The organism is Kytococcus sedentarius (assembly GCF_041937525.1).
In the GTDB taxonomy this organism is placed as follows: Bacteria; Actinomycetota; Actinomycetes; order Actinomycetales; family Dermatophilaceae; genus Kytococcus; species Kytococcus sedentarius_A.
The window spans coordinates 815,082-828,552 of sequence record NZ_CP169391.1 but is presented as its reverse complement, the minus strand read 5'-3'; the positions used below and the strand labels follow the sequence as shown (position 1 = coordinate 828,552).

Annotated in this window: 12 protein-coding genes; 6 read left to right on the top strand and 6 right to left on the bottom strand. The window is 73.2% G+C overall.

The window, feature by feature from the left end; all coding sequences use genetic code 11:
• Positions 1–4: 4 nt before the first annotated feature.
• On the top strand, positions 5–787 hold the full coding sequence (gene fabI / locus ACEY2A_RS03875; RefSeq protein WP_374929966.1) for an enoyl-ACP reductase FabI: 783 nt from the start codon (positions 5–7) through the stop codon (positions 785–787).
• Between the two features lie 23 nt (positions 788–810).
• Positions 811–2,988, top strand: coding sequence for a Mur ligase family protein (locus ACEY2A_RS03870; protein WP_374929562.1), 2,178 nt, complete (start codon positions 811–813; stop codon positions 2,986–2,988).
• A 69-nt stretch (positions 2,989–3,057) separates the two neighbouring features.
• On the opposite strand, the gene cphA is transcribed toward ACEY2A_RS03870, so the two are convergent.
• From cphA to ACEY2A_RS03855, 3 genes are all read right to left on the bottom strand, one after another.
• Positions 3,058–5,838 carry a cyanophycin synthetase gene (gene cphA / locus ACEY2A_RS03865; protein WP_374929561.1) on the bottom strand — a complete coding sequence of 927 codons (2,781 nt, stop codon included), beginning with the start codon at positions 5,836–5,838 and terminating at the stop codon, positions 3,058–3,060.
• Positions 5,835–6,821 carry a cyanophycinase gene (locus tag ACEY2A_RS03860; protein WP_374929560.1) on the bottom strand — a complete coding sequence of 329 codons (987 nt, stop codon included), beginning with the start codon at positions 6,819–6,821 and terminating at the stop codon, positions 5,835–5,837. The genes cphA and ACEY2A_RS03860 overlap by 4 nt, the downstream gene beginning before the upstream one ends.
• A 112-nt stretch (positions 6,822–6,933) precedes the next feature.
• Complete coding sequence (locus ACEY2A_RS03855; protein ID WP_374929559.1) at positions 6,934–7,755, bottom strand: hypothetical protein; 822 nt, start codon at positions 7,753–7,755, stop codon at positions 6,934–6,936.
• A 41-nt stretch (positions 7,756–7,796) separates the two neighbouring features.
• On the opposite strand from ACEY2A_RS03855, the gene ACEY2A_RS03850 reads away from it, so the two are divergent.
• From ACEY2A_RS03850 to ACEY2A_RS03840, 3 genes are read left to right on the top strand one after another with little or no spacing between them, the layout of a single operon-like run.
• Positions 7,797–8,615, top strand: coding sequence for an ABC transporter ATP-binding protein (locus tag ACEY2A_RS03850; protein WP_374929558.1), 819 nt, complete (start codon positions 7,797–7,799; stop codon positions 8,613–8,615).
• A complete protein-coding gene (locus tag ACEY2A_RS03845; protein WP_374929557.1) occupies positions 8,612–9,442 on the top strand; it encodes a sulfite exporter TauE/SafE family protein in 831 nt (276 codons plus the stop codon). The genes ACEY2A_RS03850 and ACEY2A_RS03845 overlap by 4 nt, the downstream gene beginning before the upstream one ends.
• A 28-nt stretch (positions 9,443–9,470) precedes the next feature.
• Entirely contained in the window at positions 9,471–10,280 is an 810-nt protein-coding gene (locus tag ACEY2A_RS03840; RefSeq protein WP_374929556.1) for a TrmH family RNA methyltransferase, read from the top strand.
• A 26-nt stretch (positions 10,281–10,306) separates the two neighbouring features.
• On the opposite strand, the gene ACEY2A_RS03835 is transcribed toward ACEY2A_RS03840, so the two are convergent.
• The gene (locus ACEY2A_RS03835; RefSeq protein WP_374929555.1) at positions 10,307–10,795 is read right to left on the bottom strand and encodes a DUF3037 domain-containing protein; all 489 of its coding nucleotides are present in this window, start codon (positions 10,793–10,795) and stop codon (positions 10,307–10,309) included.
• Entirely contained in the window at positions 10,792–11,715 is a 924-nt protein-coding gene (locus tag ACEY2A_RS03830; RefSeq protein WP_374929554.1) for a HipA family kinase, read from the bottom strand. The genes ACEY2A_RS03835 and ACEY2A_RS03830 overlap by 4 nt, the downstream gene beginning before the upstream one ends.
• A gap of 84 nt (positions 11,716–11,799) precedes the next feature.
• Here ACEY2A_RS03830 and ACEY2A_RS03825 point away from each other — a divergent pair, with 84 nt between their 5' ends.
• On the top strand, positions 11,800–12,594 hold the full coding sequence (locus tag ACEY2A_RS03825) for a lysophospholipid acyltransferase family protein (RefSeq protein WP_374929553.1): 795 nt from the start codon (positions 11,800–11,802) through the stop codon (positions 12,592–12,594).
• 45 nt (positions 12,595–12,639) lie between these two features.
• On the opposite strand, the gene ACEY2A_RS03820 is transcribed toward ACEY2A_RS03825, so the two are convergent.
• The gene (locus ACEY2A_RS03820; RefSeq protein WP_374929552.1) at positions 12,640–13,356 is read right to left on the bottom strand and encodes a sigma-70 family RNA polymerase sigma factor; all 717 of its coding nucleotides are present in this window, start codon (positions 13,354–13,356) and stop codon (positions 12,640–12,642) included.
• Positions 13,357–13,471 lie beyond the last annotated feature (115 nt).

The window sequence follows — 13,471 nt, the reverse complement described above, 5'->3', positions numbered from 1 at the left end:
CGCGATGGACTCCTCGCCGTCCGGTTCCGGTCTGCTGGCGGGCAAGACCCTGCTGGTCACCGGCGTGCTGATGGAGTCCTCCATCGCCTTCCACGTGGCCCGCCTCGCCCAGGAGCAGGGCGCCACCGTGATCCTCACCGGCTTCGGCCGGGGGCTGAAGCTCACCCAGGCCATGTCCCGCCGCCTGCCGCAGCCGGCCACCGTGGTGGAGCTCGACGTGACCGACCCCGAGCAGCTGGACAGCCTGGCCGAGCGCCTCACGGAGCACACCGACTCCCTCGATGGCGTGCTGCACTCCATCGGCTTCGCCCCCGAGGGCGCCTTCAACTTCCTCGAGGCCACCTGGGAGGACGTCTCCACCGCGGTGCACGTCTCCAGCTTCTCGCTGAAGTCGCTGGCGCTGGCCGCCAAGCCGCTGATGTCGCAGGGCTCGGCCGTGGTCGGTCTGACCTTCGACGGCCGCTACGCGTGGCCGGTGTACGACTGGATGGGCGTGGCCAAGGCCGCCTTCGAGTCCGTCAACCGCTACCTCGCCCGCGACCTGGGCCCGGACGGCATCCGCTGCAACCTGGTCTCTGCCGGCCCCATCCGCACCACCGCGGCCAAGTCGATCCCCGGCTTCGCCACCTTCGAGGAGAGCTGGGACGGGCGTGCCCCGCTCGGGTGGTCCATCCAGCTCTCGGAGCCGGCCGCCCGCGCCTGCGTCGCGCTGTTCTCGGACTGGTTCCCGGCCACGACCGGCGAGATCGTCCACGTCGACGGAGGCGTGCACGCCACGGGGCAGTGACCGGCGCCCCGTAGGCTTTCGCCATGACTGACGCCACCGTCCGGGTCACCGAGGTCCGCCTCCTCGAGGGTCCCAACCTGTACTACCCGCGCGCCGCCGTGAAGGTGATGCTCTCGGCGCCCGGGATCTCGGCCGCGAGCCGTCAGGACTGCCTGCGGGTGGCCCAGGCCCTGGGCATGAAACGCACGGCGCCGGGCCAGCCCGACAGCGAGCAGCGCCAGCGCTTCCTGGTGCGCCTCGCGCGCCGGGTCCTGCGCACCCTCGGGCAGCACGCCGGGCTCGGTGGCATCACCGCCCGGGGCCGTGACGGCGCCGAGTGGGGCGACATCACCATCGCCTTCCGGTGGTGGCGGCAGGGGACCGGGCAGGCGATGGGGGAGGCCCTGGGCCCGCTGCTGGACGCGCTGTGGCAGGCCCCGCAGGACGTGGACCGGCTGTTCGCGGAGCACGCTGCCACCGTGCGCGGGACCGACCCGGGCCGCCGCCCGAACGTGGTGCGCCCCACGGTCCCGGTCGCGTCGATCACCGGCACCAACGGCAAGACGACGACCACCCGCATCCTCGCCCACATCGCGATGACGGCGGGCAAGGTCACCGCCTGGTCCTCCACCGACGGCGTGCTGCGCCAGGGGGAGTGGCTCGTGAAGGGCGACTACTCCGGGCCCAGCGGGGCGCGGACGGCCCTGGAGTCCGGCGGGGTGGAGATCGGCATCCTCGAGACCGCCCGCGGTGGCCTGCTCCAGAAGGGGATGGGCGTGCCGGTGAACGACGTCTCGGTGGTCACGAACGTCTCCGCCGACCACCTGGGCACCCACGGCATCGACACCCTGGACCAGCTGGCGGAGGTCAAGGGCATCGTCACGCACGTGACCAAGCCGGAGGGCTGGTCGGTGCTGAACGGGGACGACCCCCGCGTCTGGGCGATGCGCCACAGCGCCACGGGGCGCATCTGGTGCTTCTCGCTCGACCCCAGCTCACCGGCGCTGCGCGAGGCCGTGGAGTCCGGCGGCCGCGGCATGACCGTCCTGGACAACAGCGTGGCCATGGTCAGCGGCGTGGGTGACCCCGAGCACCTGGTGCCGCTCGCGGACGTCCCGATGACGCTGGGCGGCTTGTCGCGCCACAACGTCGCGAACGTGCTGGCCGCAGCGGCTGCCGCCCTGGGCCTTGGCCTCCCGCGCGAGGCCGTGGTGGAGGGGCTGCGCACCTTCATGCCCGACCGCACCCTGAACCCAGCGCGGATGAACACCTACCGGTGGAGGGTGGCTGACGGGTGGGCCACGATCGTCTGCGACCTCGCGCACAACGAGGCCGGCGTCGAGGCGGTCCTCGAGGTCGCCGACGGCTTGCGCCTGCCGGGCTCGGACATCCACATCACCCTGGGCGGACTGGGTGACCGCACGGACGAGATCCTGGAGTCGATGGGGATGATCGCCGGCCGCGGTGCCGACAAGACCCATCTGGTGACCAAGGACCACTACCTGCGCGGACGTTCCGCCGACGACGTGTTCGCGCACATGCGTGCTGGCCTGGCCAGCGTGGGTGCGGTGCCGACGGCCACCTGGCCGGACGAGGTCTCGGCGATGGCCGGCGTGACCGAGCTGCTGCACGACGGTGACGTGCTGGCCTTCACCCTGCACGACATGCGTGACGCCGTCATGCAGTGGTTGGACGACCAGGGCGCCGAACCGCTGACGCCCCGACAGATCGCCTCGCTGGTGCGCCGCTCCCGCGGTGAGCACGAGCTCGACGCGGACTTCGCCGCTGCCGCCGAGGCGGAGCCGGCGCAGCGCGTGACCGCCATGGAACGCCTGGTCTCCGAGCACGAGGACGACCCGCGGGTGCGCTTCGAGCTGGCCCGGGCGCTGGACGCCGCAGGGCAGGCAGAGGAGGCGATCGTCCAGCACGAGGAGGCCCTGCGCCTGGGTCTGCGCGAGCCGCAGCGCTTCGTCAGCCTCATGGAGCGCACGCTGGCAGCACACACCGCCGGACGCCACGAGCAGGCCTTCGCCTGGGCCACCGAGCTCTCGGAGCGCTACGACGACTCCACCGCCGCCGCCGCGCTGGCCGTCCTCACCGGCGCCGAGGCCGGGCAGCCCGAGGAGGCGGCCCGCAGCGCGGCCCAGTGGATGCTGGGCCACAGCGTGACCCCGCGCGACTGGGAGTTCACCGAGCGGCTGGGCGGATCCCGCCAGCACTGAGCACGCCCGCCCACGCACAGGGGCGCCCCCGCCGTGTGCGGGGGCGCCCCTGTGGTGCCGGGAGGGTTCTCAGCCGAGGTCGGGGTCGGCCACCATCAGGCCGCTGTCCTTCGGCGCCGGGTGTGCCCGGTGCGTGAACTCCTCGAGGGCGTGCATGACCTCGCCGTGCTGGTCCACCGCCATCGCGACGATGTCACCGGGGTTGGCATGCGTCATCGCGGTCCTGCACGCGGCCACCTCGTCCCACTCCTCGAGCACCGTCGTGGTCCGGGCACCGGCAGCCACCGCGGCGTCGACACCCTCGCGGATGAGGCCGGCGGCCTCACCGGGCTCTCGGCGGCGCAGGTTCTCGTCCTCGCGGATCACCACCGTGTCGAACTGCTGCGCGGCGACCTCGCCGAGCTCCCGGATGTCGGAGTCCCGGCGGTCCCCGGCGGCGCCCAGCACCACGATGCGCTGCGGCTCCTCGCTGCCCTCGGCCAGGCTCATGGCGCGGTTCGCGACGAACTCGCTGAGGGCCTGCAGACCCGCGGGGTTGTGGGCGTAGTCCACGTACACCTCTGCACCGTTGACCTCCACCCGGTTCAGGCGGCCGGGGGAGAGGTAGTAGTCCGGGGCGAAGGAACGCAGACCGGCCCGGATGTCGTGCAGGGGCGCCCCGGCGCTCCAGGCGGCACCTGCAGCGGCCATGGCGTTGGCGACGTTGAAGCGGGCGGCACCCCCGTAGGTGGCGGGGATGGTGTGCGTCCAGGTCAACGGCATCCAGCGCTTGCCCTCGGCCAGCACGATGCGCTCCCCACGCTCGGTCTGCTCCAGCAGCACCGCGCGGCCACCGCGCAGCAGCCGCCGCTCGATGAAGTTGCGCTCCTTGCTGCCCGGCTCGGCCAACGAGAACCACACCACCTGACCGCGGCAGCGGTGACGCATCTCGCGCACCAGCGGGTCGTCGGCGTTGAGCACCGCGTAGCCCGAGCGCGGGACCGCCGAGACGATGACGCTCTTGATCTCAGCCAGCTGCTCGACGGTGTCCACACCGCCCAGCCCCAGGTGGTCGGCGGTCACGTTCGTCACCACGGCCACGTCGTTGCGGTCGAAGCCCAGGCCCTCGCGGATGATGCCGCCGCGGGCCACCTCGAGCACGGCGAAGTCCACCCGCGGGTGCTGCAGCACCGTGCGGGCGGACTTCGGGCCCGAGGCGTCGCGCTTGATCACGAGGCGCTCGTCGATCACCACGCCGTCGGTGCTGGTCATGCCCACGTGGTGTCCCATGCCGCGCATGATGTGGCCGACCATCCGCGAGGTGGTGGTCTTGCCGTTGGTGCCGGTCACGGCCACGATCGGCACCCGGGCGGGGCTGCCGGGCGGGAAGAGCAGGTCGAGCACCGGCTTGGCGATGAACTGGGGCTCGCCCTCGGTGGGGTGGGTGTGCATGCGGAAGCCCGGCGCCGCGTTGACCTCCACGATGGCGCCACCCACCTCGGAGACCGATTGCGTGATGTCCGGGCACATGAAGTCGATGCCGGCGATGTCCAGCCCCACGATGCGGGCTGCCTCCTCGGCGATGTCGATGTTGTCCGGGTGCGCCTCCCACGTGCGGTCGATGGAGATGCCGCCGGTGGACATGTTGCCGGTGCGCACGATGAAGACGACCTCGCCCGCGGCGGGCACGGACGCAGGCGAGTGCCCCTGCTCCTCCAGGTAGTGCTCGGCCGCCCGGTCGATCGTGATGCGGGTGAGCACCTTCTCGTGGCCCACGCCGCGGCGGGGGTCGGTGTTCGCGATGTCCACCAGCTCGGCGACGGTGTGCTCGCCGTCGCCCACCACCTGGGCCGGCACGCGCTCGGCCACCGCGGCCAGCTTTCCGCCGACCACGAGGAAGCGGTAGTCCTTGCCGATCACGTAGGACTCCACCACGACCACACCCCGGCGGCTCTGCGCCACGGCGGTGTCGAAGCCCTCGCGCACCTCCTCGGCGTCCTGCAGGTTGAGGCACACACCGCGGCCGTGGTTGCCGTCCAGGGGCTTGACGACCACCGGGTAGCCGGTGGACTCGGCCAGCTCGACGGCCATCTCCTTGTCGCGGGTGGTCTGGGACCGGGGCACCGGCAGGCCGGCGCCAGAGAGCAGCGTCGTGGTCATCGACTTGTCCCCGGCGACGTCGACGGCCAGGGCGGACGTGCGCGAGGTCATGGTCGCGCGGATGCGCTGGGCGTGGACGCCCTGGCCAAGTTGCACGAAGCTGGCGTTGTTCAGCCGGATCCACGGGATGTCACGCGACTCGGCCTCGTCGAGGATGGCCTGCGTGGAGGGCCCGAAGGCCACCCGCTGCGCCAGTAGCAGGAACTCGTCCATCTCGTGCTCGAAGTCCAGCGGCGCCGCGGCCGGGTCCACGGCGTGGTTGACGATCCGGACGGCGAACTCCCCGGCGGCGCGGCCGAGCCGCTCCTCCAGGTAGGCGAAGATCATGTTGTAGCGGCCGGGGTGGCCCGGCACCGAGCGGGTCTTGCCGCGGGTCACGCGGTGGCCGGCCCGGTTCTGCAGCTGCAGGGCCACGTGCTCGGCGATGTGCCCCATCCACGTGCCCTCGTGCAGGCGCTCCACGAAGCCACCGGGACGGCCCAGCGAGCAGCCGTGCTCGTGCAGGCCGGGCAGCATCTCCAGCAGGCGGTCGGTGAACCCGTCGATGGTGTTGGACGGGTACTCCTCGAGGACGCCGAGGTCCACGACGAAGTGCATGGCCTGCTTGTAGGACCACAGGTTCGCGCCGCGGTAGGCCTTGGCGGAGACGATCCGCAGCGTGGGCTCCGGACCGTTCTGCGCGGTCGTCTGGGGGGTGGTCATCTGGCTCATTCGTCATCCGCTCGCGTCAGGTGCAGCTGGGTCTGTTGGGCACGCTGCACACCGGCAGCCGCCTCGAGGACTTCCTCGTCGTCGAAGGCGTCCGCGTCCTCGGCGGCCCGCTCGAGCTGGGAGATCTCCGAGGCCTGCTGGCGCACCGAGTACACCGCATCGTCCTGCGGGTGCTGCTCCACGAAGTGCACCAACCGGCGCGCGTTCAGGTCAAACAGCGACCCGGCGGGCAGGGCGTGCACGGTGGCCCCGGACAGCAGCAGGGGCGCACCGGGGGCGGCCTCGTGGCCGTCCGACATGGCCCGCGAGGCGTCCACCAGGAACACGCCGCCCGCACCGTGGACGCTGAACTCACGGATCTCGGCGCCGTCGGCGGTCGTGCCCTCGGCGAGCTCGACTGCGGTGTCCTCGTCGATGCCGATGCCCATCAGCGACGGGGAGGTCGCCACCATCGACATCAGGCGGCCGTAGCGGCCCCGCTCGGCGAAGTGCTGGTCGAGGATGATGTCGCCCACCAGGTCGAGCCCCTGCGTGAGCTTGCTGACTCCCTGGCGGGGCGTCAGGCCCTCCTCGCCGTCGGAGATCATGTGGCGGCTCAGGATCGAGGCGCCGGCCGAGGTACCGCCGATGACGGCGCCCCGCTCGTGGGCCCGGATGATCGCCTCGCCCACCGGGGTGCCGACCAGGAACTGGCTGAGCTTGAGCTGGTTGCCGCCGGTGAGGAACACGCCGGTGGCGTTGTCCAGGACCTCCACCCAGTGGTCCTCGTGGGCGTCCAGCCGGTTCGCCGGGGACACCACGTCACAGCGGGGGGCACCCAGCCGCTCGAACAGGGTCGAGTAGGTCTCGCCGGCCTCGCGGTGGAAGGCGGAGGCCGTCGGCACGACCGCCACCCGGGCCTCCCCGCGCCCCGCGAGGGCCACGAAGCGGCGGTGCACCCTCATCATGTCCCGGCGGTCCTCGGCACCACCGATGATCAACATGCGGCGGACCGTTCCGGCCGCGTTCTGCGCTGGGACTGGCACGGGCGGGAGGTGGGGGGACATGGCGCAATGTTAGGTGAGGGATCAGCGATTGCCGTGCAGGGGGAGTGGCTCAGTCGCGGGTACCGGACCGATGACCGCTGAGACCCCGGGCTGCCGAAAGGCTTCCGGCCTCCAGCGCGTCGAGTGCGGCGTGGTGCAGCTCGGTCAGCGCCCGGTGGCGGCCGGCGGTGGCCGCACCCACCGCCGCGTGGGTCTCCCGTCCCTCGGTGGTCATGGCCGCCACGGCAGCGGCCCGCTCGAGCAGGTCCAGCACCTCCGGGGGGACGCGGCGCGGCAGCTCCGCGGCGGATCCGGCCGTGTGCCCGCCGGCCCGCTCGCCGGCCCAGACGGGCGGGGCGCCGAGGGTCTCCAGCAGCTCGGTGCCGGAGCGCACGGCCGCGGCGAGACCCCGCTGGGCCGCGCGCAGCCCCACCTGCTCGAGGGCGTGGTGCGGCACCGGCTGGCAGGCGACGCCCTCCGCATCGAGCAGCCACCCACCGTCCAGGACGTGGCCGAAGGGGGTCAGGTGGAGCACGAACCCCTCGCCCAGGGACGGGGCCACCAGCACTCCCACCGAGCTCGGTGCGGTGCCGGCACCCAGTGCCTCGGGCCCCACGGGCAGCAGGCCCGCCCGTCCGGGGCGGGGCAGCAACGGCACCACCAGGCGCTCACCCACCTCTCCCCAGGTGGGCACCGACACCGTCAGCGCCTCCACGAGCGCCGGCGTCACCGAGTCCGCGGGCCCCGCCGCGCGGTCGACCACCGCGTCGACCGGCACCCTCCCGGCGAGCAGCTCGGTGCTCCACAGGGCCGCGGTCACCGCCACGGGCAGCCCCGGCGGGCCCATGTGCGGGACGACGGGTGCGGGGGGAGGAAGGGGCGGTGTCGACATCGGCGCCCAGTGTGCCAAGCCACCACCTAGACTCGCGCATCATGAGCGACGTTCTGGCACTGGCGGACGTGACCGTGCGCCGCGGCGACCGCGAGCTGCTGTCGCACGTGGACTGGGAGGTCGAGGAGGGTGAGCGCTGGGTGGTGCTCGGCCCCAACGGCGCCGGCAAGACCACCCTGTTGCAGGTGGCCAGTGCGCGCATGCACCCGACCAGCGGCGTGGTGGGCATCCTGGGGGAGGTGCTGGGGACCACCGACGTGTTCGACCTGCGCCCCCGCATCGGTCTGTCCTCGGCGGCGCTGGCCGACCGCGTGCCGCGGGGTGAGACGGTGCGCGACGTGGTGGTCACGGCATCGTGGGCGGTGGTGGGCCGCTGGCGCGAGGAGTACGACGAGGTGGACGCCGAGCGCGCGGACGAGCTGCTGCGCACCCTCGGCGTGGCGCACCTGGCCGACCGGCGCTTCGGCACCCTGTCCGAGGGGGAGCGCAAGCGGGTGCAGATCGCGCGGGCGCTGATGACCGACCCCGAGCTGATGCTGCTCGACGAGCCCGCCGCCGGGCTGGACCTGGGCGGCCGGGAGGACCTGGTGGACCGGCTGGGGCAGCTGGCGCAGGACCTGGAGGCCCCCGCGATGGTGCTGGTGACGCACCACGTGGAGGAGATCCCGCCCGGGTTCAGCGACGTGCTGATGATCCGCGAGGGCGCCGTGGTGGCCGCCGGCCCCCTGGAGTCCACCCTGACCGCCGAGAACCTCAGTGAGACCTTTGGCCTGCCGGTGGTGCTGGAGCGCCACGGCGAGCGCTGGACGGCGCGGGCGGCTGAGCAGTCCGGCGAGGCGTCCGGCGAGCCCGCCGCGTGAGCCCCCTGGAGCTCGCCCTGGTGCTCGGCGCCGGGGTGGTGGCCGGGGCGATCAACACGGTGGTGGGCTCCGGCTCGCTGGTGACCTTCCCGTTGCTGGTGGCCCTGGGGCTCAGCCCGGTGGCCGCGAACATCTCCAGCAAGCTGGGCATCCTGCCCGGTGGTGTCTCCGGCACCTGGGGCTACCGGCGCGAGCTGCGGGAGCTGCGGCACCTCTTCGGCCCGCTGCTGGCCACCTCCGCCGCCGGTGGTCTGGCCGGCGCCCTGCTGCTGCTGGTGCTGCCCAGCGAGACCTTCGATGCGGTGGTGCCGGTCCTCATCGCGCTGGCCGGTGTGCTGGTGGTCGCCCAGCCGGCGATCAAGCGGTGGGTGGCGCGGCGGTCGGGGGACAACGCGCCCACCGGACCGGGCGCGCCCGCGGGCGCCCCCGCATCGGGACAGGGGGGTGCCATGGCGGACGTGGCGCCGGTGGCCCTCTCGATGGGGCTGCTCGCCGGGGTGGCGGCGGTCGGGGTGTACTCCGGCTACTTCGGGGCCGCGCAGGGGGTCATGTACATGGCGGTGCTCGGGGTGGCCACGCACGCCTCCATGCAGCAGCAGAACGCGCTGAAGAACCTCACCGCGCTGGCCTCCAACGGCATGAGCGCCCTGGTCTTCGTGGTGGTGGCGTCCGAGTACGTGGACTGGCTGGTGGTGGCGCTGCTGGCCGGTGGCTCGCTGGTGGGTGGCCTGCTCGGTGCCCGGGTGGCCCGTTCCCTCTCGCCGGCCGTCCTGCGCGGTGTGGTGGCCCTGATCTGCCTGGCCGCGGTCGTCTCGTTCGTCCGCTGAGCCCCTTGACCCGGCCTGAGGAGGCCCGATGCCGATCCCGCTGACCGACCCGACCGACCCGCGTGTGGAGGACTACTTCGGGCTGACCGACGTGGCGCTGCGCCGCCGGCTGGAGCCCGAGCGGGGGCTCTACATGGCGGAGTCCGAGAAGGTGATCCGGCGGGCCCTGGCTGCGGGCCACCAGCCCCGGTCCATGCTGCTCACGCCCCGCTGGGTGGAGGACCTCGCACCGCTGGTGGCCGACGTGGAGGCCTCCGGCGCGCCTGTGTACGTGGCGGAGCCGAAGGTGGCCGAGGCAATGACCGGCTTCCACCTGCACCGCGGTGCGCTGGCGGCCATGCAGCGTCCGGAGCTGCCGCCGGTGGGGGACCTGCTCCAGGGGGCCCGCCGAGTGGTGGTCGTGGAGGACGTGGTGGACCACACGAACGTGGGCGCGATCTTCCGGTCGGTGGCCGCGCTGGGGGCCGATGCCGTGCTGGTCACCCCGCGCTGCGCCGACCCGCTGTACCGGCGGAGCGTGCGTGTCTCGATGGGGACGGTCTTCCAGGTGCCGTGGACCCGCATCGACCCGTGGCCGGCGGGCATGGCCGAGCTGCGGGAGGCGGGCTTCACCGTGGCTGCCCTGGCGCTGCGCGACGATGCGGTCACGATGCGGGAGCTCGCCGCGGACCCGCCGGAGCGCCTCGCGCTGGTGCTCGGCACCGAGGGTGACGGGTTGGCCCCGCAGACGGTGGAGGGTGCGGACCTGGCGGTGCGCATCCCCATGGCCGGGGGAGTGGACTCCCTCAACGTGGCCGCTGCCAGCGCGTTGGCGTTGTACGCCCTGCAGCCGGACTGAGGCGGTTCGCGCGCCCAGGCACCTCCTCAGGGCACGTACCGCTCCAGCAGGCGCGCGGCCTCCCGCGCGGGATCGCGCGACACCCCGGCGTGCACCGGTGAGGTCTGCACCATCGTGGAACGTGGCGCCACCAGCCACCCGAAACGCATCGCCAACGTGTGCAGGTCCTCCACGGGCGGTCCGCCGGGCACGGGCTCGCTGCGCGCCACCCGGTCCATCGTCACCAGGAAGCGCTCCACCGCAGCGACGTCCAGACCCGGAGCGAACGCCCGCAGTCGCGCAGCATCCACCCGCGCGGCCACGTCCAGCACCGCCGCCGAGCGCGAGTGCACCACCACGCCGACGTTGCAGAACTCCTCACGCTCCACCCGCGGCACGCACCGGATGACCGCGTACTGGTAGTCGTGCACCACCGGCGCCCCCTCGATGACCGGAGCGCGCCGCAGTGCCCGCCGCCCCCCTCCGGCCACGCCCACCGTGGGCCCGACGGGGTCAGCGCCGCCGAGGCCCGTCACGCCCGCTCCTCGCCCTGGCGCACGATGCGGCGTGCCGCGTGCTGCTCCAGCGTGCGCTTGGCCTCGGCGCGGCCCCGCACCGCGTTCCCGCGGGCCGTGGCCAGCACCTCGTCGGTGGGCAACCAGTGCTCGGCCTGCCCCAGACGGGCGGTGAGGAAGTCGACATAGGCCTCGCGCACCGCATCGGAGGTGGGCAGGCCACCGGTGGTCTCGAGCCACTCGGTGGGCACGGCGGACACCGCCGCGCGCACCACATCGGGCACGGTCGGGGCGAGCTCTGCGTGCAGGGAGGCCATCGCCCCCGGGACGTCCGGCACCACGGCGGCGAGCACGTGCTGGCTGGCGTCGAAGGGCTGGCGGGCGAAACGCGCCGGGTCCGGCGGGCCCACGGCGGCGGTGCCGGGCCAGGCGTGGTGGAAGTACAGGGCGGCCCCGTGGTCGATCAGCCACGGCTCCCCGTGCCACACCACCAGGTTGGGGTTGCTCCACGTGCGGTCGATGTTGGCGGTGAAGGCGTCAAGCCACAGCACCCGTGCGGCGGTGGCAGGGTCCGGGGGAGTGCTGCCGTCGTAGCCCATGGCGCCAGGAAGGAAGTCCGTGCCCAGATTGAGCCCCACCGAGGCGCGCAACAGGTCCTGCACCTCCTCGTCCGGCTCGTAGCGGGCCAGCGACTCCGGCAGCTCCAGCGCCACCATCCGCGGCACCGGCAGGCCGAGCGCATGGGCGAGCTCGCCGACGACCACCTCGGCCACGAGCACCTTGACGCCCTGCCCGGCCGAACGAAACTTCATGACGTAGGTGCCCAGGTCGTCGGCCTCCACCACGCCGGGCAGGGAGCCGCCCTCGCGCAGCGGGGTCACGTAGCGCACCGCGGTGCCCCGCGGCAGCTGGGCGGCCGGGTCCCAGGAGGTTCTCGACATGGGGGCAACGGTACGGGGACCCGGCAGCGCGCGCGGTCCGGCGGCCAGCGGGTGCCGCGCCGCCAGCGGGCTTAGGCTGCCGGTATGAGCACGGTCTACAACCTCCTGCTTCCGCCGGCCTACACGATGTTCTGGGCGCAGGGACTGCGCATCCGCGTGGAGGGGCGCGAGCACATCCCGGCCACGGGTGGCGCAGTCATCGCCATGAACCACATCGGGTACCTGGACTACGTGTTCGCCGGCCTGGCAGTGCGCAGCCGCCGCCGGCAGGTGCGCTTCATGGCCAAGAAGGAGCTGTTCGACAAGCCCGTGCTGGGTCACGCCCTGCGCTCCATGCGGCACATCCAGGTGGACCGTGACGCCGGCGGATCCGCGCTGCAGAACGGGGTGGATGCCCTGCGCCGCGGCGAGCTGGTGGGGGTCTTCCCCGAGGCGACAATCTCCCGCAGCTTCGAGCTCAAGGGTTTCAAGACCGGTGCGGTGCGCATGGCGATGGCCGCGGACGTGCCGGTGGTGCCGCTGGTCAACTGGGGCGCGCACGTGCTGGCCACCAAGGGCCTGCCGCGCCGGCTGGGGCGCACGCGCACCCCCATCATCCTGAGTGTGGGCGAGCCGATGCGTTTCGCTCCCGGCACCGACCCGCTGCAGGCCACGGACGCCCTGCGGGTGCAGATGGACGAGCTGCTCCGCGCCGCCCAGGGTGAGTACGGGCCCATGCCCCCGGAGCTGAGCGCCTACGAGCCGGCCCGCACGGGAGGCACTGCTCCCACCCTGATGGAGGCGGACGCCCTCGACGCCCAGGACGTGGCCGAACGTCGCCGGCGCCGGGTGGAGCGGGCCGAGCGGGAGGCAGCCAAGAAGGCCCGCCGCCGTCGCTGAGACCCGTCCCGATGAGGGGGAGCCGCCTCGGCGACGCCCGCGGGCTCACTTCTGCGTGCCTCCCGTGACCTGCTCGCGCAGGGTGGACACCGCGCGCTTCAGCCGCCGGCTGACCTGGGCCTGGGAGATGCCCAACGACTTCGCGATGCTGTCCTGGGTCTCGTCCTCCAGGTAGCGGCGCAGGAGCACGCACCGATCCCGCGGGTCCAGGGCCCGGATGTGCGGGTGCAGCGACACCCACTCGTCCACGGCCCCGGACGGCGCCGTGTGGAGGAGCCCGGAGGTGCCGGAGTCCTCGTCGTCGACGGAGACCACGTGGCGACCCGCTGCGGCCATGCGGGCCTCCCGCACCTCCTCGACGGGGCGGTCCAGGGCCCGGGCGAGGTCCGCCAGGGACGGGTGGTCACCGTGGGCGTGCCGCAGCTCCTCCTCCATGGCACGCACCTGGGCGGCGAGCTCCTGCAGACGGCGGGGCGGGCGCACCCACCAGGTCGTGTCGCGCAGGAAGCGTCGCAGCTCGCCCAGGATGGTCGGCTGGGCGTAGGAGGAGAGGGACGCGTCGAACGCCGGGTCCCACCGCTGCACGGCGAGCACCAGGCCCACGCAGGCCACCTGCTCGCAGTCGTCCACCAAGGAGGGTGTCGGGGCGAAGCGGCGACCCAGCCGACGGGCGAAGGGGATGTGGTCGGCGATCACATCGACCAGCTCCTGCTGGCGGCGTGCCTCCGGGAGCTCACGGGCGGCCGTGAGTCGGCGGCGCACGACTGCCTGGTCAGGGACCGGGTGAGGGTCCCCGTGCGGCAGTGCCGCGGTGTCGTCGTGGTCCACAGAGCCTCCAGGTACGTTGGATCGCCGTGGCGCTCTGCTGAACCACGGC